The organism is Streptomyces sp. IMTB 2501, from assembly GCF_001953885.1.
Lineage (GTDB): Bacteria > Actinomycetota > Actinomycetes > Streptomycetales > Streptomycetaceae > Streptomyces.
Genome location: NZ_MQUS01000018.1, coordinates 22,255 through 47,022 on the forward strand (window position 1 = coordinate 22,255; position 24,768 = coordinate 47,022).

Genomic DNA, 24,768 nt, shown 5'->3' on the forward strand with positions numbered 1-24,768 from the left:
CGCCGCGCGAGTGGATAGGGGCGGTGGTCGCGCCCCGCTCTGGGCGCGGCCGAGGTCGTCAGCCGGTGGCGGGTCCGGCCGCCTGGTGCTGCAGGAGTTCGAGTTCGGCGAGCGCGTTGATGAGGGCGCTTCCGCATACGCCGTCGATCTCGGTGTCCGGCCCGACGCGGGTACCGTCCCGGCGACGGCGTCATTTGTTGGGGGCCCGGTCGCTGGCGAGCGAGAAGCCGGGCCTTCGGCATGTGCTGGATGGACTGGCCCCTGTCGGTCTGGTGCTGGAACACCGGCCTGGTGGGGGCCGCTTCTAGGCGGCGATCGGCTTCGGCTCGGTCGGCTTGCGCCGGAGCAGGGCTTTCAGGCGGTCCCGCTGCTCGGGGGTGAGTGGGGGCGCCTGGTCGGCCAGTTCCTGGGCGTAGCGCCGAATGTCGGCGATCTCCGCAGCGGTCAACGCCATCAGTGATCTCCTCGCCAAGGCGTACATCCTCGACGGCGGCCATGATGCTGGACCGCGGCGTCACCGGGCCGGGCAGTTCGCGGCATACATTCCGGTTGGATCGGCCGGCAGGGGAGTGAGGCAGTTCCGGGGGCTCCGACGGCGCCGGCCCGTCGTCCGGCTCCCCGGGGACCGAAGCGCCCTCTGGTCAGGGCATCGGTATCCGTGCGCTGTGCAGCTGCAGTCTGGGGCGTCGGTTCGCAGCCGCAGTGGGTTGAGCGCGGTGCCTGCTCGGCACCGGCTGCCGCCTTGCGAGCCCGGCCTGCCAGGGCTGTCAGCCCTGCGTGGTGTGCGGCTATCGAAGCGGCAACGGCGCCCCCGGCTTGGATGGCCAGTAGGGGGATCGGACGGAGGGCGACAGCGGCCCCAGCTGCAGTCTGTGAGTTGCGCAAGCGCTCGGTAGGCGCCGCACGGTCGGGACGGGAAACGGTCCTTGACGAACGCAGTGTGTCTTACCTGGGCAAAGGACCGGAGCGTCGCTGCGGGGCCAGCCACGCTAGGCCGGTGGTGCCGAGAGTGTTGCCATGCTCCCACGATTCTATCGCGGGGAGTCCCCGATGCGCATTTCTTCCTGAACGCCTCCGACGCACCGTTCCGCTCACTTTGCGTGAATCTGTGTAATGATCATCTGGAGTTGGGGACCTGTCCCCGAGTGGTGGTCCCGACCACGGTCGGCCGGTGCAGGGTTGCTCTCCCCGTGTGCCCCTCTCAACGCGCGCATGTGTATCATGCCCGCGCATCCACGCCGGCGGAGGCATCACTCACTGGCGAGTTCACCATGGCGCAACCGTCGCCCGGCGCCCACGGCGGATGATCGTGCACCCGCCACACGGCCGCGCGATCCCGTCAGGCAGTGCGGGGGCTCATCGACGGGCCCCCGCCTCTCCGCGAACGCCGACGAGATCTTCCGCAACCTGAAGAATCCCAAGATGGCGTCGACCTGGAACAGGCAGGCCGCCACCATGGCGCCCGGCGCGTTCACACGCTCCGTCGGCAGGCGCCTCGCGACCGTCGCCACCGCCCACCTCCAGGTCCGCGACCTCGACCACGGCCTCGAACTCGGCAACCGCAGCGTCGACATCCTCACCCGCGTCCAGTCCGGCCGGGCCATGGACTACGTGGCCGAATTCAACACAACCCTGGCCCCCGTCGGTTACAGGCGCTTCGCTGTGCGGTCGCGCAGCAGCAGCCACTGACTCGCGTCGGCGCCGTCTGAGCGCGCAGCCGGTCCATGCAGCAGCACGGCGTAAGCCGTCCTCTCCGCCTTGCTCGGGGCGGCATACTGGCCTGGCGCCTCCGGGGTTGGGAATGACTTCGTCATGCCTTTCCAGGCCTTGTCCGCGTTCGGAGTGCTGAGCATCGGTCCTCCCGGGCTCAATAGGGTCATGCAGTGCAGTACAAGCACGCGTGCGTGCAGCCCCGATACGGGTTGACCGTCCACTCGAAGGGCATGCGCGAGGCGCCCGGCACCCGGTTCAGCACCGAGCGCGCCCGGACCTCGTGGAAGGTGATTCCTCGGAACTCGGGTGTGTCGAAGGTGCGCGTGGTCACGGCGTCCGCGCCGAACAGCGCGGCCTCGGCGGCCCGGCCGTGCTCGGCGCGCTCCCCGGACGCCGCGGACTCGCCGGACGCCGCGGACTCGACGGTGAGGTTCTCCCAGCGCATGACGCCTCCTCGGTAGCACTGTCGCACAGAATAGAACAACTGTTCCCATGATCGTGCGGCCCCTGGTGAGGAACCTCGATGGCGCCCCCCGATTTGGGTGGCCGGGCACCGGGGTGGTTGGCTTGCCCCAACCCCGAGAAACCAGGTCCTGGAGGAACGCAATGGCGCAGGTCGAGGCCACTACGGAGCGGGTCGTCGCGGCGGACGCGGAGAAGGTGTTCGACGCCCTCGCCGACTACCGCGGCACACGGCAGAAGCTGCTGCCCGAGCACTTCAGCGAGTACGAGGTCCGCGAGGGCGGCGATGGTGAGGGCACCCTCGTGCACTGGAAGCTCCAGGCCACCAGCAAGCGGGTGCGCGACTGCCTGCTGGAGGTCAGCGAGCCCACCGACGGCGAGCTGGTCGAGAAGGACCGCAACTCCTCCATGGTCACCACCTGGCGGGTCACCCCCGCCGGCGAGGGCAGTTCCCGGGTCGTCGTCACCACCACCTGGAAGGGTGCCGGCGGAATCGGCGGCTTCTTCGAGAAGACCTTCGCGCCCAAGGGTCTCGGCCGGATCTACGACGCCCTGCTCGCCAACCTCGCCGCCGAGGTCGAGAAGTAGGCCCAAGCGCCCACCGGTGAAGGGGTGTTGCGCCCCTTCACCGGTTCGAGTGGATCTCCCTTCCCGTCCGAACCGGCCCGTAACTCACGGCAGTTGTTCGCAGTTGTCGCCTTGTGCGCGACATGTGACAGGTGTGACGAGGGGAGCGGTACGTGGGCGGGTCGACTCTGGTGACACACGAGCCGGTCACCACACCGGCGGCGGGGGAGGGGAACGCCCCCCGCGAGGACACCGCGGCACCGCCCCCGCCCGCACCGGCCGACCGGCTCGGCGCGCGCCGGGTCCGATGGGTGTTCTTCGGGCTGCTGCTCGCCCTGCTGCTCGCGGCACTCGACCAGATGATCGTCGCGACCGCACTGCCGAAGATCGTCGGCCAACTGCACGGCCTGGACCGGATGTCCTGGGCGATCACCGCCTATCTGCTCACCTCCACCATCGGTCTGCCCCTGTACGGCAAGCTCGGCGACCTCTTCGGCCGCAAGGGCGTCTTCCAGTTCGCCATCGCCGTCTTCGTCGTCGGCTCCGCGCTCGCCGGCCGCGCCCAGTCCATGGACCAGCTGATCGCCTTCCGCGCGCTCCAGGGCGTGGGCGCGGGCGGCCTCATGATCGGGGTGCAGGCGATCATCGCCGACATCGTGCCGCCCCGTGAACGCGGCCGCTACATGGGCCTGATCGGCGCCGCCTTCGGCCTCGCCTCCGTCGCCGGACCCCTGCTCGGCGGCTACTTCACCGACCACCTCTCGTGGCGCTGGTGCTTCTACATCAACGTCCCCTTCGGCCTGGTCACCCTCGCCGTCGTCACCCTCGTCCTGAAACTCCCCACGCCCGCCGCACGCGGCCGCCGCGGGGGCTTCGACGTTCTCGGCGCGCTGCTGCTCGCCGCCGCCTCCACCTGCCTGGTACTCCTGACCAGCTGGGGCGGCACCGAGTATGCCTGGGGCTCGCGGCAGATCACCGGCCTCGGCGCCGGCGCGTTCGCCGCCGTCGTCCTCTTCCTCGTCGCCGAGCGCTTCGCCGCCGAACCCCTCATCCCGCTCCGGCTGTTCCGCGACTCCGTCTTCAACGTCAGCGCGCTGGTGGGCCTCGTGATCGGCGTCGCCCTGTTCGGCGCCGCCAGCTATCTGCCGACCTTCCTGCAGATGGCCGACGGGGCCAGCGCCACCGAGTCCGGGCTGCTGATGCTGCCCATGATGGCCGGGATCGTCGGCGCCTCCGTCATCGGCGGTCAGCTCATCAGCCACACCGGCCGCTACAAGATCTATCCCGTGCTCGGCGGCGCCGTCTCCGCCGTCGGCATGTGGCTGCTGTCCCGCCTCGAAGTCGGCACGCCCCGGCCGCACTACAGCATCTGGATGGCCGTCCTCGGCGCAGGTATCGGCATGGTGATGCCCGTCCTCGTCCTCGCCGTGCAGAACTCCGTACGGCCCGCCGACCTGGGCACCGCCACCAGCGCCAACAACTACTTCCGGCAGATCGGTGGCAGCGTCGGCGCCGCGGTCTTCGGCACCCTCTTCGCGAACCGGCTCACCGACGCCCTGCGCAGGGAACTGCCGCCGCGCGCCGGCGCCCGGCTGCCCGACCCGGAGTCCATCACCCCGCAGCTGGTCCACGCGCTGCCGCCGGCCTTGCGCGACGCCTACATCCGCGCCTACGCCGACGCGATGCCCCGGATCTTCCTCTACCTCGTCCCGGTGCTCGTCCTCGGTGTGCTCATCGCCTTTTTCCTCAAGGAGAAACCCCTGGTGTCCCACCACACCGCCGAAACCGAGCCCGGGGACGAGACCGTGAACGCCCCGATTCCGCAGGCCCGCCCCCAGCCTTCGGCCGGGGGGACCCCCATCTCGCTTCGCTCGCCGTACGCCGCCGGAATCCCCGTCTGCGGTACGGTGCAGCACCCCGACGGCACCGTGGTGCCCCGCGCCGCGCTCACCCTCATCGACATCGCCGGACAGCAGATCGGGCGGGGCGCGAGCGGCGAGGACGGACGGTACGCGCTCAGCACGCCCGGCTCCGGGGCGTACGTGCTGATCGCCGCCGCCAGCGGGCACCAGCCGCAGGCCGTCTCCGTCACCGTCGGCGAACGGCCCGTCGAGCTAGACGTCCTCCTCGGCGGCGCCGGACGCCTCGCCGGCAGCGTGCTGACCGCCGACGGCAGCCCCGTGCGCGACGCCACCGTCACCCTCACCAATGTGCACGGCGAGGTCGTCGCCAGCACCCGCAGCGGCCGAGAGGGCGGCTATGTCATCACCGAACTGGTCGCCGGCGAGTACACCCTCGCCGCCAGCGCCCCCGCCTTCCGCCCGGCCGCGCTCCCCGTCACCGTGCAGGCCGCCCGCGAGAGCAGGCAGAACGTCGAACTCGCGGGCGGCGCCGTGCTGCGCGGCACCGTCCGGGCGAGCGGCGGGCGGCCCGTGGAGGACGCGCGCGTGACGCTCCTCGACGCCGCGGGCAACGTCGTCGACACCCTCACGACGGGAGCGGACGGCACCTTCCGGTTCGTCGACCTGTCCTCCGGCGAGTACACCGTCATCGCCGCCGGTTACCCGCCGGTCGCCACCGTGCTGCAGGTCGCGGGCGGCGGCCGTACCGAACGGGACCTGCAACTGGGCCACGAGGACTGACAGAGCGCCAGAGGCGGCGCGCGCGGGGCGCTGAGCTGCGCGCCGGTGCGATCCGGTGAAACCAATTCCAGGATTGCCACACATCGCGACCAGCCGCCGCCGTACCGTAGTGACGGGCGGCACAGATCGTTTGCGTACAGCCGTGGGGAGAGAGGGCCTGGGCCATGGACCGTGGCAGCGAGCGGGACACACCTCCCGGGCGCGACGACGGCAGTGCGGCGGCCGGCCGGATTCCACTGGCCGTGGTCGTCGTCGACCGCGACGGCCGGGTGTCCCACTGGAGCAGCGGCGCACGGCGCCTGTTCGGTGCGAGCCGGGAGGACGCCGTCGGGCATCCCGCCGCCGATCTGCTGCCGGTCTCCGGCGCCCTCCCCGAGGACCCGCACGGCGATCGGATGCCGGACGCCTACGAGGTGTACGACGGACTCGGCCCCGATCTGGAGGCCTCGCTCGGCGGCCACACCGCCTACGCCACCGCCGGCCGCGCCCGCCTCGTCCCGCACGGCGAGGAGTCCGGCGGCGAGCGGCTCGACGTGCTCTGGTGGGCCTACCCGCTCGTCGGTCCCGGCCCGTCCCGGCTCCTGGTGCTCGCCGCCGACGCCACCCGGCTGCGCGAGGAACGCGGCTACGACGACGAGACCGCCGAACGCATCTCGCCCGGCTTCGCCCGCCACACCGAACTGCCCGCCTCCGACGAACTGGAACGGCGGCTGCCCGAGATCCTGCCCAACATGGGCCCCGGCCCGAGCGGCCGCATCGTCTCCCAGGTGCTCGAACTCGGCTATCCGGTCCTGGAGTTCAGCCAGTTCGACCGGGTGCCCGTCACCCCGTACTGGGGCGTGCCCCGCCGCCCGGGCCGCAGGCCGGCCGAACCCGTCGTACCGCAGCAGCGCTCCGCACCGCCGCTCGTCCCGGTCGGTGCCGAGCAGGACCTGGAGTACGCCGCGGTGCGCGAGCGGCTGGAGTTCCTCAACGAGGTCAGCTCCGGCATCGGCTCCTCCCTCGACCTCGGCGCGACCATCCGCGAGGTCACCAGCGCCGCCGTACCCCGGTTCGCGGACTTCGCCGGCACCCATCTGCGCGCGGCCGTCCTCGCCGGCGAGGGCTTCCCGGACGGACCGCCGGACGCCAGCACCGTGATGTTCCGGGTGTGGGTCGAGCACAACGACGAACCGGGCCGCTGGGACGACACCGTGCCCGTCGGCGAGGCCTTCGCCTTTCCCGAGCACACTCCGTTCTACAAGTGCATGGTCACCGGCGAACCGGTCCTCGTCCCCCGGGTCACCGAGGAGCTGAGCGAGCGTATCTCCGGCGAGTTCGAGAAGCGCGACCTCAGGCCGCTCATCGGCGGCCGCTCCCTGCTGATCGTCCCGCTCAAGGCCCGCAACGTCGTCCTCGGCTTCATGGTGCTGATGCGCCGCCCGGACCGCCCCGCCTTCGACGACATGGACCGCACCACCGGCGCCGAACTCGCCGCCCGCGCGGGCCTCGTGCTCGACAACGCCCGTATGTACACCTACCAGGAGAACGTCGCCGACACCCTGCAGGACAGCATGCTCCCGCAGGTCACCCCGCGGATGGCCGGCTGCGACATCGCCACCCGCTATCTGCCGGGCACCCGGCTCGGCCGGATCGGCGGCGACTGGTTCGACACCATCAAGCTGCCCGGCTCGCGCACCGCCCTCGTGGTCGGCGACGTCATGGGCCACGGCCTCAACTCGGCCGCGATGATGGGCCAGTTGCGCACGGCCGTACAGACCATGGCCACCATGGAGACCCCGCCCGCCCAGCTGCTGCGCAACCTCGACGACCTGGCCCGCCGGCTCGGCGACACCTACCTCGCCACCTGCCTGTACGCCGTCTACGACCCGATCCGCGGTGACCTGCACCTTGCCAACGCCGGTCACATCCCACCCGTCCTGGTCCGCGCCGAGGACGGCAGCAGCGAACTCCTGGAGCTGCCCACCGGCGCCCCCATCGGCGTCGGTGGCGTCCCGTTCGAGACCACCCGGATCAAGGTCGCGCCCGGCGACCGGCTGGTGCTGTGCACCGACGGCCTGGTCGAGGTGCGCGGCTCCGACATCGGCGAGGGCCTCGCCGCGCTCTGCGAGTCCGCCGCACACCCCGCCGCCTCCATGGACGACGCCTGCGACACCATCATCCGCGCCCTGAACACCCACGGCGGCCGCAAGGACGACGTCGCCCTGCTCATGGCCCGCCTCAACGGCATCCCCGACGACCACGTCGCCGAATGGCGGCTCGACGCCGGACCGCACGAGGTGGCCCGGGCCCGCCGCCTGGTCCGCGAACGACTCCTGCGGTGGGGTCTGCCGCAGGCCGTGGAGACCGCCGAACTGCTGGTCAGCGAGGTCGTCACCAACGCCGTACGGCACGCCGTGAGCGAACCGGTCGGGCTGCGCGTGGTCCGCACCGACGCGCTGCTGTTCGAGGTCACCGACGACGAACCCGGTCTGCCCGCCATGCTGAGCGCCGGCCCCTACGACGAGTCGGGCCGCGGCCTGCGCGTGGTCAGCCGGCTGGCCCGGGAATGGGGCGCCAGCGCCACCGGGCACCGTAAGACCGTCTGGTTCGAACAGGCCGTCGCCGGACGGGGATGACCAAGGGGGCGTGCGGTCCGCCGGTGTACGCCCCCGGGGTTGACCGGTGTCCGTACATCCAGTGAAGGTGGCCTCCCGCCCCTTGCCTCGCCCGAGACCCCCGCGATATCCCGATCACGGAACCGAACCGTGGGGAGAGCGCATGAACGTCTCGGACAAGTACCGCAGCAACTGGGAGAGTTACTGGAGCGAGACCTCCGAACAGGAGGGCGAGGCGATCTGGGACTGCGATCCCGCTCTCTCCGCCGAACCGCACAGCGCCCTGCTCCTGCCCCACGCGGACCCGGCGCGCACCATCGTCGACCTGGGCTGCGGCAACGGCACCCAGACCCGCTACCTCGCCACCCGGTTCGCGCGCGCCGTCGGCGTCGACCTCTCGCACGCCGCCGTCAAGCACGCCCGCCGCGCCACGCCGGACGACACCGTGGAGTTCCAGCAACTCGACCTCACCGACACCGACGCCGTACGGGCCCTGCACCAGCGGCTCGGTGATGCCAACGTCTATATGCGGGCCGTCATCCACCAGAGCGAGCCCGAGGCGCGGCCGGCGGTCGCCGCCGCCGTCGCCGAGATCATCGGCACCGAGGGCCGCGCGTTCGTCGTCGAACTCACCTCCGGCTCCCGGGAGGTGCTGCGGCGCGCCGCGTCCCAGCCGAGCGGCCCGGGGCCCAAGCTGCAGCGTGTCTTCCACCACGGACTCAAGCCCGCCGACGCCGATGACGCGGAGATCCCGCGCGTGCTCGCCGAGGCCGGTCTGAAGGTCCTCGCCGACGGCGAAACGACCCTGCCGCAGACCGAGTTCCTCACCGACGGCACCCGTATCGACCTGCCGGCCCGCTGGTTCGTACTCGCCGGCGAATAGGCCGACCCGACAGGTCACACGGGTGGCGACGCTCCCCGGTGAGCACGCGACGACCCCCGGCGCGTCCCCGCGCCGGTGTCGTCGGGGGCGCTCACCGGGGAGCGGTGGAGACCTCGTCGCCGCGGGGCGCGACGCGGAAGTCGAAGGCGAGAGTGCCCGGATCCAGGGCCGTCGCACCGCCGTCCACGGTGAGCACCGCCCCGTTGACGTACGACGCCGCCGGGGACAGCAGCCAGCCGATCGCCTCCGCGATCTCGCGCGGCTCGCCCGGTCGCCCCTGGGGCAGCAGCCGGGTCGCCTCCGCGTAGGCCGCCTGTACGCCCCCACCGCCCAGGCCCGTGTCCTCGGCGAAGCGGGCCATGCGCCGGTCGGCCATCTCGGTCCGTACCCAGCCGGGACACACGATGTTGGCCCGCACCCCCTGCCTCCCGTAGTCGACGGCCACGGAGCGGCAGAGCTGGAGCAGGGCCGCCTTGGAGGTGGCGTACGGGGCGTTGCTCGTGCCGTTGCGCAGCGCGGACACCGAAGCGACGGCGACCACCGCCCCCTTGGACTCCAGCAGATGCGGGATCGCCGCGCGCAGCAGCAGAAGCGGGCCGGTGACGTTGGTGCGCATCACCTCGTCCCAGTCCCGTAGCGTCAGGTCCCCGACGGCTCCACCGCGCCCGATTCCCGCGTTGAGCACCACCCCGTCGACGCGGCCATGTGTCTCCAGGGCCGCCCGGACGAGGCCGTCGGCCGCGTCGGGCTCCCCGACATCGGACGGATACGCCAGCGCCCCTGTCTCCCGCGCGAGGCGTCGCAGGGGTTCGGCCCGCCGACCCGAGGCGACCACATGGTGGCCCCCTTCGCTCAGCAGCCGCGCCGTGGCCTCCCCGATACCCGAGCCCGCGCCGGTCACGATGACAACTCGCTTGTCCGCCACCACAGTCAAGCTCCCTTCGCCGAGTGCCTCCCGAACGACCGACTCTAGATCCGGGGGCTCCGCCACTGATCATTTCCGGACAGGGCCACGGGTCCTGACGGAGTCGACGAGGAACTGGGCGACATCCACGACCTGGATGGACCGCACGCAGATCGTCGATCGGGCCGGCGAGCAGAACCCACCCGTACGGCGACGGCGCCACCCGGCCCGGCACATCGCGTGCCGGGCCGGGCCGGCGGTCAGAAGTCCCAGCTCTGGCTCGGCGCTCCGTTGCAGCTCCAGCTCACCAGGAGCTGACCGGGCGCAGGGCTGCCCCCCAGGATGTCGAGGCACTTGCCGTTCATCCGGCTACGGATCTCGCTGCCGTTCCGGTACCACCTCTGGTTGATGCCGTGCGCGATCCCCGGCATCCGTCGCTGCCGGCCACCCTCCCCGGCCACACCGACGCGGTCACCTCGGTGGCGTGCAGCCCGGACGGCCACACGCTGGCGACCACCGGCGACACCACCGCCAGGCCGCGGGACGTCACCGACCCCGCGCACCCGCGTCACGTCGACGTGCTGCGCGGCCACACCGACGCGGTCACCTCGGTGACGTTCGGCCCGGACGGCCGGACCGTGGCGACCGGCAGCTGGGACCACACCGCACGGATCTGGGACATCGGCAGCGGCCCGCGGACGCGGCCACCGGCCGTCCTGCTCGGCCATCCCACCATCGTCTGGTCGGTGGCGTTCGCCCCTGACGGCCGGACACTCGTCTCGGTCGGCGGGTCCACCCTGTTCTGGGCTGTCACCGACCCGGCACACCCGAAGCTCGGCAGCGCGGTTCCCGGTGGGGCCTATCAAGCCGCGTTCAGCCCGGACAGCCGTGTGCTCGCCGATTCCGACCGGCTGCTGGACCTGCGGGACCTGTCGCTCGGGACCCACGACGACGTGGTCACGTCCGTGGCGTTCGCCCCTGGCGGCCACCTGCCCGCCAGCGTCGGCTGGGACGGCACCGCACGGCTGTGGCAGGTCACCGGTGGCCGGGCCCTGTGGCCGCTGGGCGTCCTGCGCGGGCACACCAGGTTCGTCCGGTCCGTGGCGTTCGGCCCGGACGGGCGCACCCTCGTCACCGCCGGCGAGGACACCACCGTCCGCGTCTGGGACGTGACCGGTCCACGAAGACCGCGTCTCAGATCGATCCTCACCCCCGGCGCCGGTGAAGTCGCCGGGGCCGGGTTCGGCCCGGACGGCCACCTGCTGGCCGTGTGGGCGCAACATGCGGCCGGACTGTGGGACCTGGCCGATCCCGCCCGTCCCCGGCCGCTGAGCCGGATCGCCGAGGGCGGTCCGGGCGTCACGATGGCGTCGTTCCGGCCGGACGGCCGCACGCTGGTGACGAGCACGGGCGAGTCCGGCTCGCTGCGGTTCTGGGACATCGGCGAGCCGCGCAGCCCCCCGGGAACTGCCGTCCCCGTTCCGGTCCGACCCGCTGACCGACGGCATGTTCAGCCCCGACAACCGGACACTGGCTGCCGTCCACCGGACGGACAGGACGGTCTGGCTGATCGGCATCAGCGACATCGGCCGCCCGGCGAAGGTGACGCGACTACGGGCGTCCGGCTCCTGGCTCTACGCGCTGGCCTTCTCCGCGGACGGCCGCCGACTGGCAGCCGGCGCCGCCGACGGCAAGATCCTGCTGTGGGACGTGAACGGCGCGGCTGCTCCCGCCGTCCTCACCGGCCACTCGAATCCGGTACCCGCCGCCGTGGCGTTCGGCCCGCACGGCAGCACCCTGGCCACCGGCGGCGACGACTTCACGATCCGGCTGTGGGACACCGGCCTGGACAGGGTCGCCGCCCGCCTCTGCGACAGCGCGTACCCGCGGATCACCGGAGCCGAGTGGGCACGGTACCTCCCGGCGGTCGACTTCGCCCCACCCTGCCCCGCCATTTGACATCCGTCAGCGCCCACCCCAGTACAACTCTCAGAGGACTCGGTCCTGTCGACGTCGGCCGGAGCGCCGGGACGTCGCAGCCGGTGGCTGTGCCGTGTCCGGACCGCGGTGTCCCGTCGGTGCCGTGGCACGGTGACTGGCGGCGCAGTCTTCCGGATGGCGAGGAGCTGTCGTGGTGTGCCCGGCGCCCTGTCCCCGCACGCGCGGACGCCCTCCGACTTGGCCGGAGGGCGTCTGAGGCATGGTGGAGGTTCGGGCATCCGCGGCCTGCCGCGGTCGGCGGACGTTCTTCCAGGATCCTGAGATGCGCTGGAGCAACCGCGTGGTACGCCGCCTGGGACCCCTGTGCGCTACTTGCCGAAGACGACGGTGTTGTTGCACCCCTGGCTGGAGCCGATGTTGGTGGTCTGCGGGCCGGGTGAGCCCTCGCCGTTGGGCCGTTTGCCCTCCCAGCCGTTCTCTACCCCGGACTCGCCCTGTACGTCGACGTTCTCTTCGGCCGTCGTGCATGAGGTGCTCTGGCCGATGACGACCGAATTGCTCTCTCGGCCGTGTTGTTCGTGCCCGCGTTTGTGCCCGTGCCCCTGCCCGTGGGCGTAGGCGGTGCCGGCGCCGAGGAAGCCGACGGTGCCGAGGAGGACGGCCACGACAGCGGTCTTGCGAGGCTTGCGCATGTCTTCTCCGAGCGTTGAAGCGGCCGCGTACACGATCCGCCACGTCATAAGTTGACGAGAGGTTAATGCGCAAATGCCCGATATCTGCTCGTCGGCACGCCGGATCGTCTGATCAACGAGCACGGGCGTCGGCCCGCAGACCGGCCCAAGTCCCCTGTGTGGACAGGGCATCACGAGGCCGAACGCGGTCGTAGGCGCTGCGCGCAGAACCACTCGTGTGGCCGCGCCGCGAGCGCGAGACGACGTGGTCCATTCGGCGCTGAACTGCCGTCGACGCGTGGGGAGGACGTGCACCAGCCCCCGTGACCTGGTGCGACCCGGTGAGGGTGAGACGGTGCCGGCGTTGGTTGGCAGCCGCTGCCCCGGTTCTCGGTGACGCGAGTCGCGCAGAAAGTCGGGCCGCAAGTCCGTGGTTTCCGCGGTGCCGAGGTCCGGCAGTGCGCTCAACCTCCTTTCCGCATCGTAGGAAGTTCCCCCGTCGGCGCGTAACGTGAAGCAATATGAAGATCCTCATCAGTGCCGACATGGAGGGGGCCACGGGTGTCACCTGGCCGGCCGACGTGCTGCCGGGGACGCCGCAGTGGGAGCGGTGCCGGGCGATGTTCACCTCGGACGTGAACGCCGCCGCGGAGGGCTTCTTCGACGGCGGCGCCGACGAGGTGCTCGTCAACGAGGCCCACTGGACCATGCGCAACCTGCTGCTGGAGCGGCTCGACGAGCGCGTCGAGATGCTCACCGGCCGGCACAAGACGCTGTCCATGGTGGAGGGCGTGCAGCACGGCGACGTCGACGGCATCGCGTTCGTCGGCTACCACGCGGGCGCCGGCACGGAGGGCGTCCTCGCCCACACCTACCTCGCCAACCAGATCACCGGTGTGTGGCTGAACGACGTACGTGCCAGCGAGGGACTGCTCAACGCGCATGTCGTAGCCGAGTACGGCGTACCCGTCGTCCTTGTCACCGGCGACGACGTGGCCTGCGAGGACGCGCTCGGCTACGCCCCGGAGGCGCTGAAGGTCGCCGTCAAGGACCACGTGTCGCGGTACGCGGCGGTGTGCCGGACCCCGAATCGCACCGCAGGCGACATCCGCGCCGCCGCCAAGGAGGCCGCCCGGCTTGCGGTGCGTCACGCACCCGTCGAGGCCGGGCCGTTCACCGTCGCGGTCGAGTTCGACGCGGAACACCTGGCCATGGCCGCCACCGTGGTGCCCGGGGTCACGCGGATCGGGGAGCGGAAAGTGACGTACACCAGCGCCACCATGTATGAGGGGATCAGGACGTTCAAGGCGGTCACCACGATCGTCTCCGCCGCCGTGGAGGAGCAGTATGGCTGACCAGCAGGCCGATGAGCTGTCCCTGGCCGAGGCCGTGGAGTTCACCTCCGGCCTGATCCGGATCGACACCACCAACCGGGGCGGCGGGGACTGCCGGGAGCGGCCGGCGGCCGAGTACGCGGCCGAGCGGCTGGCCGGCGCGGGCCTGGAACCGCTGATGTTGGAGCGCACCCCGGGCCGTACCAACGTCGTCGCCCGGATCGCGGGCACCGACCCGTCCGCCGACGCGCTGCTGGTCCACGGTCACCTCGACGTGGTGCCCGCCGAGGCCGCCGACTGGAGCGTGCATCCGTTCTCCGGCGAGATCCGCGACGGGGTGGTGTGGGGGCGGGGAGCCGTCGACATGAAGAACATGGACGCGATGATCCTCGCGGTCGTCCGCGGCTGGGCCCGCCAGGGCGTACGGCCCCGCCGCGACCTCGTCATCGCGTTCACCGCCGACGAGGAGGCCAGCGCCGAGGACGGCTCCGGATTCCTCGCCGACCACCACCCGGAGCTGTTCGAGGGCTGCACCGAGGGCATCAGCGAGTCCGGCGCCTTCACCTTTCACGACGGCGCCGGCCGGCAGATCTACCCCATCGCGGCGGGGGAGCGGGGCACCGGCTGGCTGAAGCTCACCGCGCACGGCCGCACCGGTCACGGCTCCAAGGTGAACAAGGAGAACGCGGTGACCCGGCTCGCCGCCGCCGTCACCCGCATCGGCGAGCACGAGTGGCCGCTGCGGCTCACCCCGACCGTCCGGGCCGCGCTCGCCGAACTCGCCGCCATCTACGGCATCGAGCCCGACTTCCGGGACGTGGACCGGCTGCTGGAGAAGCTCGGCCCGGCGGCCACGCTGGTGGAGGCGACCGTCCGCAACAGCGCCAACCCGACGATGCTGAACGCCGGTTACAAGCTGAACGTGATCCCCGGCCAGGCGGTCGCCTACGTCGACGGCCGCTGTCTGGCGGGCGCCGAGGAGGAGTTCACCACCACCCTGGACCGGCTGACGGGCCCGGACGTGAGCTGGGAGTTCGCGCACCGCGAGGTGGCCCTGCAGGCGCCGGTGGACGCGCCCGTCTTCGCGAAGATGCGGGCCGCCGTGAAGGAGTTCGCACCCGAAGGACACGTCGTGCCGTACTGCATGTCGGGCGGCACGGACGCCAAGCAGTTCTCCCGGCTGGGCATCACAGGCTATGGTTTCGCCCCGCTGAAGCTGCCCGAAGGCCTCGACCACCAGGCGCTGTTCCACGGCGTGGACGAGCGCGTGCCCGTCGAGGCGCTGCACTTCGGCGTCCGGGTGCTCGACCGCTTCCTGCGGACGGCCTAGCGGATGGGGGACCAGGTGCGGACGTCGCCGTACGGATCGTGGCCGTCGCCGGTCGACGCGGCGCTGGCCGCCGCACACGACGGGCAGCCGGAGTGGGCCGGCTTCGTCGGGGACGAGGTGTGGTGGACCGAGCCCCGCCCGGCCGAGGGCGGCCGCCGGGCACTGGTGCGGCGGACGGCCGAGGGCACCGAGGAGGTCGTGCTGCCCGCGCCGTGGAACGTGCGCAACCGCGTGGTGGAGTACGGCGGCCGGCCCTGGACCGGGGCGGAGCGTGACGGCGCACCGCTCGTCGTGTTCTCGCACTTCGCCGACCAGCGGCTGTACCGGTACGAGCCCGGTGGCGAGCCGCGTCCGCTGACCCCGGTCTCCGCGGTGGGCGCGGGCCTGCGCTGGGCGGACCTGCACCTGGACCTCGCGCGCGACGAGGTGTGGTGTGTGCTGGAGGAGTTCACCGGGGACCACCCCTCGGCCGTACGGCGGGTCCTGGCGGCCGTACCGCTGGACGGATCCGCCGCCGGGGACCGGTCCGCCGTACGTGAACTCACCGACGGCCGGCACCGGTTCGTCACCGGGCCCCGCGTCTCGCCCGACGGCCGCCGGGCGGCCTGGCTCGCCTGGGACCATCCGCGGATGCCGTGGGACGGGACGGAGCTGCTCGTCGGCGAGATCGGTGACGACGGCATACTGCATACGGTCCACACGGTCGCCGGCGGGCCGCGGGAGGCGATCGCGCAGGCCGAATGGTCGGCGGACAACCGTCTTCTGTATGCGAGTGACCGCAGCGGTTGGTGGAACCTGTACCGAGACGGTACCCCGTTGTGCCCGCGCGAGGAGGAGTTCGCCGGCCCGCTGTGGAAGCCGGGCCTGCGCTGGTTCGCGCCGCTGGACAACGGTCTGATCGCGGTCGTACACGGTCGGGGGTCGACCGTACTCGGGATACTGGACACGGAATCCGGGGAGATCGTCGACGCCGCGGGACCGTGGACCGAGTTCGGCGCCACCCTCGCCGTGCACGGCGGGCGCATCGTCGGCGTCGGCGCCAGCCCGCGCACCGGGTACGAAGTGGTCGAGCTGGACACCGCCACCGGCCGGGCCCGCGCCATCGGCGCCCGGCACCGGGACGCCGTCGACCCCGTGTACTACCCGGAGCCGCGGATCCGCACCTTCACCGGCCCGGACGGCCGCGAGGTGCACGCGCACGTCTACCCGCCGCACCACCCCGAACGGGCCGCGCCCGACGGCGCGGCGGCGCCGTACGTCATCTGGGCGCACGGCGGCCCGACCGGCCGGGCGCCGCTCGTGCTGGACCTGGCGATCGCCTACTTCACCTCGCGGGGCATCGGGATCGCCGAGGTGAACTACGGCGGCTCCACGGGATACGGCCGGGCCTACCGGGAGCGGCTGCGTGAGCAGTGGGGTGTGGTCGACGTGGAGGACTGCGCGGCGGTGGCCCGTGCCCTCGCCGAGGAGGGCACCGCGGACCCGGACCGGCTCGCGATCCGCGGCGGCAGCGCGGGTGGCTGGACCGCGGCCGCCTCCTTGACCACGACCGACGTCTACGCCTGCGGCACCATCGTCTACCCCGTCCTGGACCTGGCCACCTGGGGCCCGGAAGAGACCCACGACTTCGAGTCCCGCTACCTGGAGTCGCTCATCGGGCCGCTCGCCGAGGTGCCGGCCCGGTACGCCGAACGGTCGCCGACCACCCACGCCGACCGGCTCACCGTGCCGTTCCTGCTGCTCCAGGGCCTGGACGACGTGATCTGCCCGCCCGCCCAGTGCGAACGCCTCCTCGCCCGGATCGCGGGCCGGAGCCTGCCGCACGCCTATCTGACCTTCGAGGGCGAGGGGCACGGGTTCCGGCGGGCCGACACCATGGTGCGCGCCCTGGAGGCCGAACTCTCCCTTTATGCACAGGTGTTCGGGCTGGACGTACCCGGGGTGCCGAGGCTGGAGCTGCACACGTGAAGGAACTGACACGGCCGGAGCGGCTGGCCCCGGGCGCCCGGGTGGCCGTCGTCGCCCCCAGCGGACCGGTGCCGGAGGAACGGCTCCAGGCGGGCCTGGACGTGCTGCGCGGCTGGGACCTCGACCCGGTGGTGGCACCCCATGTGCTCGACGTGCACGGCGAGTTGGGCCATCTCGCGGGCAGTGACGCCGATCGCGCGGCCGACCTGCAGCGGGCCTGGTGCGATACGTCCGTGGCCGCGGTGCTGTGTGCCCGTGGCGGCTACGGCGCACAGCGCATGGTCGACCTGCTCGACTGGGAGGCGATGCGCGCGGCCGGGCCCAAGGTGTTCGTCGGCTTCAGCGACGTCACCGTCCTGCACCAGGCATTCGCCACCCGGCTCGGCCTGGTCAGCCTGTACGGACCGGCCGCCGCCGGGGTCGACTTCGTCAAGAGCGCCCGCGCGCAGGAGCATCTGCGGGCGACCCTGTTCGCTCCGGAGACGGTGCGGACGCTCGCCTCGGCCGGGGCGGCGCTGGCGCCGGGGCGAGCCAGGGGGGTGACGCTCGGCGGCTGTCTGAGCCTGCTGGCCACCGACCTCGGCACCCCGTCCGGCGGGCCCGGCGCCCGGGGTGGGCTGCTGCTCCTGGAGGACGTGGGTGAAGCGCCGTACCGCGTGGACCGGTTGCTGACCCAGCTGCTGCGCTCGGGCTGGCTCGACGGGGTCGCCGGGATCGGGCTCGGATCCTGGCGCGACTGCGGCCCGTACGAGCGGCTGCGCGCGGTCCTCGCCGACCGGCTCGGCGGACTCGGTGTGCCCGTCGTCGAGGAGCTGGGCTTCGGGCACTGCGACGACGCGATGACGGTCCCCTTCGGGACGGCCGTCGAACTGGATGCCGAATCCGGCACGTTGACGCTGGACGAGCCCGCACTGTGCTGAGCTGAGGCGACGCCCGCCGGCATCAACGAGTGACCACCACTGATTCGCTGAGTGACCGTAACTTAATCACTGCGCACGACGTTCACCGGGTGCCTGGCCCACCCGTCCACTGAATCTTCGTCAAGAAACCACGTGCAGCCGGATTGACCCGCATCTGACACGTGTCACAGCATGCTCCCCGGCCAGACCTACTGGTCGGTATTCGTGTGCCTCAGTGTGGAGGTCCCCGTGCCCCGACGTGTGCCCCGATCCCGTGCCGCCCTCGCCGCCCTCCTCGGCGCGGCCCTCACCGCACCCCTCGCACTCACCGCCGGCCCGGCCCACGCGGGCGGCCAGTACACCGTCACCCCGCTGAAGTTCACCGTGCGGGCCGACGGCCGCAGTTGCGCGGTCGACGCCGACCTGTACCGTCCCGCCGGGGTGGACCGCGCCCACCCCGCGCCCGCCGTGCTCGCCACCAACGGCTTCGGCGGCAGCAAGTCGGACGGCTCCACCGACGCCATCGGCAGGGCATTCGCCGCGCGCGGCTACGTCTCCCTCGTCTACTCCGGCCTCGGCTTCGGGCACAGCGGCTGCCTGATCTCCCTCGACGACCCCCGCATCGACGGCGAGGCCGCCTCCCAACTGGTCGACTTCCTCGGCGGAAAGCGCTCCGCCGACGACGGCACCCACGCCGACTTCGTCACCCTCGACGCCCCCGGCGACCCACGCGTCGGGATGATCGGCGGCTCCTACGGCGGCGCGATCCAGCTGGCCACCGCCTCCGTCGACCACCGCGTCGACGCCCTCGTCCCCCTCGCCACCTGGAACGACCTCGCCTACTCCCTCGACCCGAACAGCGTCGTCGGCGCCCGCGACGTGCCCGGCGCCTTCAAATGGCAGTGGACCAACGGCTTCTATCTGATCGGCGAGAGCCAGCCGCTGACCACCCCGAGCCTCGACCCGTCCCGGATCAACTCGCTGGCCTGTCTGCACTTCGTCTCCGGCGTCTGCGCCACCGTGCGCACCCTCAACTCCGGCGGCTACCCGGTCGACCGCACCGCCCGCATGCTCGCCTACGCCCGCAGCGTCTCCCCGACGGCCTACCTCCCCCGCGTCCAGGCGCCCACCCTGCTCGTCCAGGGCCAGGTCGACTCCCTGTTCAACCTCAACGAGGCGACGGCCAGCTACCGCACACTCAAGGCCCAGGGCACCCCGACCGCCCTTATCTGGCAGTCCTGGGGCCACAGCGGCGGCGTCACCGACCCCGCCTCCGGCGAACTCAATGTGGTCCAGGGCAACTTGGAGACCAGTTACGTCGGCCGCCGCATCCTCGCCTGGTTCGACCGCTATCTGCAGAACCACAACCACACCGACACCGGCCCGGCCTTCGCCTACTACCGCGACTGGATCACCGACCCCGCCCACACCTACGCCACCGCCGACCGGGTCCCCACCCTCAGCCAGACCCTCTACCTCTCCGGGGACGGCAAACTGGTCGACAACCGCGCCAAGGTGGCCCGAGGCAGACGCGGTTACACCAACTGGCTCGTCCCGACGAGCCATTCGGAAAGCTCCCTGGCCGGAACCACCGGCCTGCCCGACCCGGCGCCGTACGACACCCCGGGCACCTACCTCGCCTGGACCGGCGTCCCCCTCACCAGGGACCTCGATGTCGCCGGCGCCCCGCAGGTCACCCTCAAGGTCGTCTCCCCGAGAGCCGAACGCACCCAGAACTCCGGGGACGCCGCCGACAAACTGGTGCTGTTCGCCAAGCTGTACGACGTCGCGCCGGACGGCACCCAGACCCTCGTCCACCGGCTGGTCGCTCCGGTCCGGGTGCCCGATGTGACCAGGAGCTTCACCGTCACTCTTCCGGGCATCGTGCACCGGTACCCGGCCGGGCACCGCCTGCGTTTCGTCGTCGCGGCGAGCGACGACGCCTACTTCGGCAACCGGGGGATCAAGCCGGTGACCGTGGTCAGCGCGCCCGGCGACACGGGGGTGGTGCGGCTGCCGGTCACCGGCGGCTGAGCCGCACCGGGGGGCGCCGCCCGCCGTGCCGCGTGCGGTGCCCCGCCCGCCGTACCCGACCCCGGGGCGTCGAATATCCGCGAGACGTGCCCGGCGAGGGCGCCGTAAGCTGGCCGGATGCCGCACATCGCGCCTCACTACCTCGCCGAGGGCCCCCGCGTGGCCATCCGTCACCTCACCCTCGGTGACGGTCCCGAGTTCACCGCACGGGTACGCGAGAGCAAGGACCTGCACCGGCCCTGGCTGTTCCCGCCGGACACGGACGAGGCCTACGCCACCTACGCGGGCCGGCTGATCAAGGACGAGTCCAAGGCCGGATTCCTGGTGTGCGACAAGGACGGCGGGGACATCGCCGGGTTCATCAACATCAACAACATCGTGCGCGGCGCCTTCCAGTGCGGTGCCCTCGGGTACGGGGCCTTCGCGCACGCCGCCGGGCGCGGTCTGATGCGCGAGGGTCTCGACCTGGTCATCGGATACGCCTTCGGCCCGCTGGGGCTGCACCGGCTGGAGATCAACGTGCAGCCGGAGAACGCCGCCTCGATCGCCATGGCGCGGGGCGCCGGGTTCCGCCTGGAGGGCTTCTCCCCGGACATGCTCTACATCGACGGCGCCTGGCGCGACCACGAACGCTGGGCGCTCACCGCCGAGATGTGCACCGGCGCCTGACCCGACGTCCGACCCGGCGCGTCCCTCGCCCCGCGCCGCCTCGGCCCCGACAGCACCGTCCACGACCCCGGCTTCGACCCGGACTGCACGGGCGGGCGAGCTCCTCACCGCCCCGGTCGTGGACGCCTTTGCGCAATCCTGACCGGTACGTCCCCTGGCCGACTCCCCGCGCGCCGGGTTCCATGGTGATCGTGACGAGGATCCGACGTGAGGTACTGACGCTGCCCGCCGCGCAGTTGGGCCCGGACAACCCCCTGCCCCCGCTGCGCCCCCTCGACGAGGTCCACCGCATAGAGGACCGCGACCGGGACGGCACGCCCGCGGACATGGCCCGCCAGCTCGGCCAGGACCCGCTGCGCAGCCTGCTCCCGGTGCGCGTCCGCGACGGCTACGACAGAGCCCGCGAGCCCCGCGCCCTCGACGCCCTCGTGATCGAGAACGACCGGCTGCGCGCCACGATCCTGCCCGGCCTCGGCGGCCGTGTCGCCTCGCTGCTCCACCTGCCCACCGGACGTGAACTCCTCCACCGCAACCCGGTGTTCCAGCCCGCCAACTTCGCCCTCAACGGCGCCTGGTACTCCGGCGGCATCGAGTGGAACATCGGCGCCACCGGCCACACCACCCTCTCCTGCGCACCCCTGCACGCCGCCCGCGTCCCCGCACCCGACGGCGGCGAGATGCTGCGCCTGTGGGAGTGGGAGCGGCTGCGCGACCTGCCCTTCCAGGTCGACCTGTGGCTGCCCGACGGCTCCGACTTCCTCTACGTCGGCGTCCGCATCCGCAACCCGCACGAACGTCCCGTGCCGACGTACTGGTGGTCCAACATCGCGGTGCCAGAGGAACGCAGGGTCCTCGCCCCCGCCGACGAGGCTTGGCACTTCGGTTACGAACGCCGGCTGCGCCGCGTACCCGTCCCGTCGTACGACGGCGTCGACCGCTCCTATCCCCTCAACAGCCCGTATGCCGCCGACTACTTCTACGAGGTGCCGGAGCGCCGCCGCCGCTGGATCGCCGCGCTGGACGCCGAGGGCCACGGGCTGGTGCAGACCTCTACCGACACTCTGCGCGGCCGCAAACTCTTCGTATGGGGCCACCGGCCCGGCGGTCGCCGCTGGCAGGAGTGGCTCACCGACCCCGGCACCGGCGGCTACTGCGAGATCCAGGCCGGCCTCGCCCGCACCCAGCTGGAACACGTTCGCCTGGACGCGGAGAGCGAGGTGTCCTGGCTGGAGGCGTACGGCCCGCTGGACGCACCGAGCGAGGGGGAGTGGACCGGGGCCGTCCAGGGCGCCGAGGACCGCCTGGAGTCGGCCCTGCCCCGCGCCCGCGTCGACCAGGCCTACAGGACCTGGAAGCCGTACGCCGACACCGATCCCACCGAGATCCTGGCCGCCGGATCCGGCTGGGGCGCCCTCGAAGTGCTCCGGGCCGACTGGAAGCTGCCCGGCACCCCGTTCTCCGAGGCCACGCTCGGCGACGCCCAGGCGCCCTGGCGCGAACTGCTGCGCACCGGGTCCCTGCCGGAACCGCGCCGGGTACGCCCGCCCGGCGAGACCCTCGTCGCCCCGCACTGGCGGGACATGCTGGAGACCGCGCCCGCCACTCCGCACACCGAGTACCACCTCGGTGTCGCCCAGTGGCACGCCGGCGACCGCGCCCAGGCCGTCCGCAGCTGGGAGCGCGCCCTCCCGCTCGCCCCCTCCCTCTGGCCGCTGCTGCGCTGCCTGGCCGTCGCCGACCAGGAGTCCGGCCACCACGAACGGGCCGCCGAACGGTACGCGGACGCCTTCGACGACCTGTGCCGGGAACGGCGCGACGACGGCGCGGCATGGACCGCCGCCGTGGCCGCGCTCGGCCGGGAAACCCTGCAGGCGCTGCTCCGGGTACGGCGGACGGCGGACGCCCGCACCGTCTGGAACCGGCTGCTGCCCGCCGTCCGCCGGCGCGGCCGGTTCCGGCTTCTGGAGGCCGAACTGCTGCTCGCCGAGGGACACCCCGCCGAGGCGAGGGCCGCCTTCGACACGGGGCTGGAGGTCGCCGACCTGCGGGAGGGCGAGGAGGTCCTCGGCCGGCTGTGGTCCCGGCTCACCGACGAGCCCCTGCCCGCCCACCACGACTTCCGGATGCGCCCCGATCCGGCCTGAGCGCCTCAGCCCCGCTGGTCCACGTACTCGAACACCGACCCGTCCGGATGCACCGCCAGCAGATTCCGGCCCACCGGCGTCGGCACCGGCCCCGCGAGGATCAGGGCGCCGAGGTCCGTCAGCAGCCGGTGGGCCTCGTCCACGTCCTTCACCGCGATGGTCGCCGCCACCTTCCGCAGAATCTCCAGCTCCTCTTCCGGCCCGCTCATCAGAAGAAAGGCCCCGATCGCGGCCACCTGCACCCCACCCCGCTCGAACCGCAGGGCTCTGCCACCCGACAGCCGCTCGTAGAACGGGACCGCGGCTTCGAGGTCATCGACGCAGATACGCAGCGAGGCGCCCAGAATCTCCATACACCGGAGCCTAGTTGGGACGACGGCGGGGCGGCCAACCCGAGGGGCGCCGGGCTGTGTCGATATGCGGCTCCGCCGCGTGGGCGCGGCCGGCCCCCACGAACCCGCACCCCGCCACGCGGCCCCGGAGCCATCCGGGTGACCGGCGCAGTGTTTGCGTGCCCCCGCAGGGGCTACGCGGAATGCCTCGAACGAGCCGTACCGCCGGAGGCGCCCCGTGAGCCGACCTCACGTCGTGATCGTCGGCGCCGGTTTCGCCGGGTACCGGGCTGCCCGCACGCTGGCCCGGCTGACCCGGAACCGGGCCGACATCACCCTGCTGAACCCGACCGACTACTTCCTGTACCTGCCGCTGCTGCCCCAGGTCGCCGCCGGCATCCTGGACGCCCGCAGGGTCACCGTTTCGCTGCCGGGCACCCTGCGCGGGGTGCGGCTGGTGCTCGGCGAGGCGCACCATGTCGACCTCGACGGCTGCGGAGTCCACTACAGCGACCCCGAGGGCGGCATCGGCACCCTCGGGTACGACCGGCTGGTGCTGTGCGTGGGCAGCGTCAACAAGCTGCTGCCCATCCCCGGGGTCGCCGAGCACGCGCACGGCTTCCGCGGCCTGCCCGAGGCGCTGTACCTGCGCGACCACGTGACCCGGCAGGTGGAGCTCGCCGCCGCGGACGACGACCCGAAGAGCCGCGCCGCCCGGTGCACCTTCGTCGTGGTCGGCGCCGGATACACCGGCACCGAGGTGGCCGCGCACATGCAGTTGCTCACCGACCGGCTGGCCCGCCGCAACCCGCTGTCCGGCGTCCGGCCCCGCTGGCTGCTGCTCGACGTCGCGGACCGCGTGCTGCCCGAGCTGGACGAACGGCTCTCCCGCACCGCCGTCCGGGTGCTGCGGGCCCGGGGCGTGGACGTGCGCACGGGCACGTCGGTGAAGGAGGCCACCCATGACGGGGTGCTGCTCACCGACGGGGAGTTCGTCGCCTCCCGGACCCTGGTGTGGTGCGTGGGCGTACGCCCGGATCCGCTGATGGAGGCCGTCGGGCAGCCGCTGGAGCGGGGCCGGCTGATCGTCGATCCCCAGCTGCGGGTGCCGGGCCGGCCCGGGGTGTTCGGCTGCGGGGACGCGGCCGCCGTACCGGACCTGGACCGTCCAGGGGGCTTCGCGCCGATGACGGCCCAGCACGCGTGGCGGCAGGGCAAGGTCGCCGGGGAGAACGTGGCCGCCTCGCTCGGCCTCGGGCGGCGCCGGCAGGCGTACCGCCATCGCGACCTGGGCTTCGCGGTCGACCTCGGTGGGGTCCAGGCCGCCGCGAACCCCTTCGGCATCGCGCTGTCCGGCCCGGCGGCCGGCGCGGTCACCCGCGGGTACCACCTGGCCGCGCTGCCCGCGGGCCGCGTCCGGGTGGCCGCCGACTGGCTCCTGGACGCCGTACTGCCGCGCCAGGGCGTCCAGTTGGGCCTCGTCCGGTCCTGGGCGGTCCCCTTGGACACGGCCTCCCCGGAGCTGCCACGGGTACCGGGTGGACCCGAAAGGACGGGCGGACCGGAAAAGACGGGCGGACCGGAGCAGGCCACCTCCGCCGGCGGCCCGGACCACCCCGCCCCCGGCCCCGTCCGGCGCGCCGACCCCCCGGACCCCGCCGCCGAGTGACCCCGCGGG

At 72.5% G+C, this 24,768-nt stretch carries 19 protein-coding genes and 3 pseudogenes; 15 read left to right on the plus strand and 7 right to left on the minus strand.

Annotated features, from left to right (window positions below; translation table 11 throughout):
- Positions 1 to 304 precede the first annotated feature (304 nt).
- Positions 305 to 454: a hypothetical protein gene (locus AV521_RS49455; protein WP_179023432.1), complete on the minus strand. Its 150-nt coding sequence runs from the start codon at positions 452 to 454 to the stop codon at positions 305 to 307.
- Between the two features lie 968 nt (positions 455 to 1,422).
- Here AV521_RS49455 and AV521_RS27910 point away from each other — a divergent pair.
- Positions 1,423 to 1,689 (plus strand): hypothetical protein, encoded by a 267-nt coding sequence (locus tag AV521_RS27910; protein ID WP_256725698.1) that lies wholly within the window; start codon positions 1,423 to 1,425, stop codon positions 1,687 to 1,689.
- Positions 1,690 to 1,879: 190 nt separating this feature from the next.
- Here AV521_RS27910 and AV521_RS51160 read toward each other — a convergent pair.
- Positions 1,880 to 2,158: pseudogene (locus tag AV521_RS51160) on the minus strand (radical SAM protein); the annotation flags it as partial.
- A gap of 161 nt (positions 2,159 to 2,319) precedes the next feature.
- On the opposite strand from AV521_RS51160, the gene AV521_RS27920 reads away from it, so the two are divergent.
- From AV521_RS27920 to AV521_RS27935, 4 genes are all read left to right on the plus strand, one after another.
- Positions 2,320 to 2,763 carry an SRPBCC family protein gene (locus AV521_RS27920; RefSeq protein ID WP_076091916.1) on the plus strand — a complete coding sequence of 148 codons (444 nt, stop codon included), beginning with the start codon at positions 2,320 to 2,322 and terminating at the stop codon, positions 2,761 to 2,763.
- A 152-nt stretch (positions 2,764 to 2,915) separates the two neighbouring features.
- Entirely contained in the window at positions 2,916 to 5,384 is a 2,469-nt protein-coding gene (locus AV521_RS27925; protein ID WP_076091918.1) for an MFS transporter, read from the plus strand.
- A 164-nt stretch (positions 5,385 to 5,548) separates the two neighbouring features.
- On the plus strand, positions 5,549 to 8,002 hold the full coding sequence (locus tag AV521_RS27930; protein WP_076091920.1) for a SpoIIE family protein phosphatase: 2,454 nt from the start codon (positions 5,549 to 5,551) through the stop codon (positions 8,000 to 8,002).
- A 142-nt stretch (positions 8,003 to 8,144) separates the two neighbouring features.
- Positions 8,145 to 8,864: a bifunctional 2-polyprenyl-6-hydroxyphenol methylase/3-demethylubiquinol 3-O-methyltransferase UbiG gene (locus tag AV521_RS27935; RefSeq protein ID WP_076091922.1), complete on the plus strand. Its 720-nt coding sequence runs from the start codon at positions 8,145 to 8,147 to the stop codon at positions 8,862 to 8,864.
- A 91-nt stretch (positions 8,865 to 8,955) separates the two neighbouring features.
- Here the strand turns inward: AV521_RS27935 and AV521_RS27940 are convergent, their stop codons facing one another.
- Positions 8,956 to 9,789: an SDR family NAD(P)-dependent oxidoreductase gene (locus tag AV521_RS27940; RefSeq protein WP_076092135.1), complete on the minus strand. Its 834-nt coding sequence runs from the start codon at positions 9,787 to 9,789 to the stop codon at positions 8,956 to 8,958.
- Between the two features lie 239 nt (positions 9,790 to 10,028).
- The gene (locus AV521_RS51165; protein WP_143658658.1) at positions 10,029 to 10,229 is read right to left on the minus strand and encodes an RICIN domain-containing protein; all 201 of its coding nucleotides are present in this window, start codon (positions 10,227 to 10,229) and stop codon (positions 10,029 to 10,031) included.
- An 18-nt stretch (positions 10,230 to 10,247) separates the two neighbouring features.
- On the opposite strand from AV521_RS51165, the pseudogene AV521_RS52790 reads away from it, so the two are divergent.
- Positions 10,248 to 10,925: pseudogene (locus tag AV521_RS52790) on the plus strand (WD40 repeat domain-containing protein); the annotation flags it as partial.
- On the opposite strand, the pseudogene AV521_RS52795 reads toward AV521_RS52790, so the two are convergent.
- Positions 10,900 to 10,959 (minus strand): annotated as a pseudogene (locus AV521_RS52795) (CGNR zinc finger domain-containing protein); the annotation flags it as partial. The pseudogenes AV521_RS52790 and AV521_RS52795 sit on opposite strands and share 26 nt — an antisense overlap.
- Before the next feature lie 315 nt (positions 10,960 to 11,274).
- Here AV521_RS52795 and AV521_RS27970 point away from each other — a divergent pair.
- A complete protein-coding gene (locus AV521_RS27970) occupies positions 11,275 to 11,727 on the plus strand; it encodes a WD40 repeat domain-containing protein (protein ID WP_076091924.1) in 453 nt (150 codons plus the stop codon).
- Between the two features lie 350 nt (positions 11,728 to 12,077).
- Here the strand turns inward: AV521_RS27970 and AV521_RS27975 are convergent, their stop codons facing one another.
- On the minus strand, positions 12,078 to 12,401 hold the full coding sequence (locus AV521_RS27975; protein ID WP_076091926.1) for a hypothetical protein: 324 nt from the start codon (positions 12,399 to 12,401) through the stop codon (positions 12,078 to 12,080).
- A gap of 500 nt (positions 12,402 to 12,901) precedes the next feature.
- On the opposite strand from AV521_RS27975, the gene AV521_RS27980 reads away from it, so the two are divergent.
- From AV521_RS27980 to AV521_RS28010, 7 genes are all read left to right on the plus strand, one after another.
- Positions 12,902 to 13,735 (plus strand): M55 family metallopeptidase, encoded by an 834-nt coding sequence (locus AV521_RS27980; protein WP_076091928.1) that lies wholly within the window; start codon positions 12,902 to 12,904, stop codon positions 13,733 to 13,735.
- Positions 13,728 to 15,044, plus strand: a complete 1,317-nt coding sequence (locus tag AV521_RS27985) for a M20/M25/M40 family metallo-hydrolase (protein WP_076091930.1) — start codon at positions 13,728 to 13,730, stop codon at positions 15,042 to 15,044. Before AV521_RS27980 ends, AV521_RS27985 begins: the two co-directional genes overlap by 8 nt.
- Before the next feature lie 3 nt (positions 15,045 to 15,047).
- Positions 15,048 to 17,012, plus strand: coding sequence for a prolyl oligopeptidase family serine peptidase (locus tag AV521_RS27990; protein WP_076091932.1), 1,965 nt, complete (start codon positions 15,048 to 15,050; stop codon positions 17,010 to 17,012).
- Entirely contained in the window at positions 17,009 to 17,932 is a 924-nt protein-coding gene (locus AV521_RS27995) for an LD-carboxypeptidase (protein WP_076091934.1), read from the plus strand. Before AV521_RS27990 ends, AV521_RS27995 begins: the two co-directional genes overlap by 4 nt.
- Before the next feature lie 228 nt (positions 17,933 to 18,160).
- Positions 18,161 to 19,945: a CocE/NonD family hydrolase gene (locus AV521_RS28000; RefSeq protein ID WP_256725699.1), complete on the plus strand. Its 1,785-nt coding sequence runs from the start codon at positions 18,161 to 18,163 to the stop codon at positions 19,943 to 19,945.
- Positions 19,946 to 20,062: 117 nt separating this feature from the next.
- Positions 20,063 to 20,614, plus strand: coding sequence for a GNAT family N-acetyltransferase (locus AV521_RS28005; protein WP_076091936.1), 552 nt, complete (start codon positions 20,063 to 20,065; stop codon positions 20,612 to 20,614).
- A 182-nt stretch (positions 20,615 to 20,796) separates the two neighbouring features.
- Positions 20,797 to 22,758, plus strand: a complete 1,962-nt coding sequence (locus AV521_RS28010) for a DUF5107 domain-containing protein (RefSeq protein WP_076091938.1) — start codon at positions 20,797 to 20,799, stop codon at positions 22,756 to 22,758.
- Between the two features lie 5 nt (positions 22,759 to 22,763).
- Here AV521_RS28010 and AV521_RS28015 read toward each other — a convergent pair whose 3' ends face one another.
- Positions 22,764 to 23,111, minus strand: a complete 348-nt coding sequence (locus AV521_RS28015) for a VOC family protein (protein ID WP_076091940.1) — start codon at positions 23,109 to 23,111, stop codon at positions 22,764 to 22,766.
- 217 nt (positions 23,112 to 23,328) lie between these two features.
- Here AV521_RS28015 and AV521_RS28020 point away from each other — a divergent pair, with 217 nt between their 5' ends.
- Positions 23,329 to 24,759 carry an NAD(P)/FAD-dependent oxidoreductase gene (locus AV521_RS28020; protein WP_179023434.1) on the plus strand — a complete coding sequence of 477 codons (1,431 nt, stop codon included), beginning with the start codon at positions 23,329 to 23,331 and terminating at the stop codon, positions 24,757 to 24,759.
- Positions 24,760 to 24,768: the final 9 nt, after the last annotated feature.

Coding starts and splice junctions, on each gene's coding strand:
- AV521_RS27975 (WP_076091926.1), bottom strand. CDS start 12,401: ATGCGCAAGCCTCGCAAGACCGCTGTCGTGGCCGTCCTCCTCGGCACC.
- AV521_RS28015 (WP_076091940.1), bottom strand. CDS start 23,111: ATGGAGATTCTGGGCGCCTCGCTGCGTATCTGCGTCGATGACCTCGAA.
- AV521_RS27935 (WP_076091922.1), top strand. CDS start 8,145: ATGAACGTCTCGGACAAGTACCGCAGCAACTGGGAGAGTTACTGGAGC.
- AV521_RS27970 (WP_076091924.1), top strand. CDS start 11,275: ATGTTCAGCCCCGACAACCGGACACTGGCTGCCGTCCACCGGACGGAC.
- AV521_RS27985 (WP_076091930.1), top strand. CDS start 13,728: ATGGCTGACCAGCAGGCCGATGAGCTGTCCCTGGCCGAGGCCGTGGAG.
- AV521_RS27990 (WP_076091932.1), top strand. CDS start 15,048: ATGGGGGACCAGGTGCGGACGTCGCCGTACGGATCGTGGCCGTCGCCG.
- AV521_RS27930 (WP_076091920.1), top strand. CDS start 5,549: ATGGACCGTGGCAGCGAGCGGGACACACCTCCCGGGCGCGACGACGGC.
- AV521_RS27910 (WP_256725698.1), top strand. CDS start 1,423: ATGGCGTCGACCTGGAACAGGCAGGCCGCCACCATGGCGCCCGGCGCG.
- AV521_RS28005 (WP_076091936.1), top strand. CDS start 20,063: ATGCCGCACATCGCGCCTCACTACCTCGCCGAGGGCCCCCGCGTGGCC.
- AV521_RS27980 (WP_076091928.1), top strand. CDS start 12,902: ATGAAGATCCTCATCAGTGCCGACATGGAGGGGGCCACGGGTGTCACC.
- AV521_RS49455 (WP_179023432.1), bottom strand. CDS start 454: ATGGCGTTGACCGCTGCGGAGATCGCCGACATTCGGCGCTACGCCCAG.
- AV521_RS27920 (WP_076091916.1), top strand. CDS start 2,320: ATGGCGCAGGTCGAGGCCACTACGGAGCGGGTCGTCGCGGCGGACGCG.
- AV521_RS28010 (WP_076091938.1), top strand. CDS start 20,797: ATGGTGATCGTGACGAGGATCCGACGTGAGGTACTGACGCTGCCCGCC.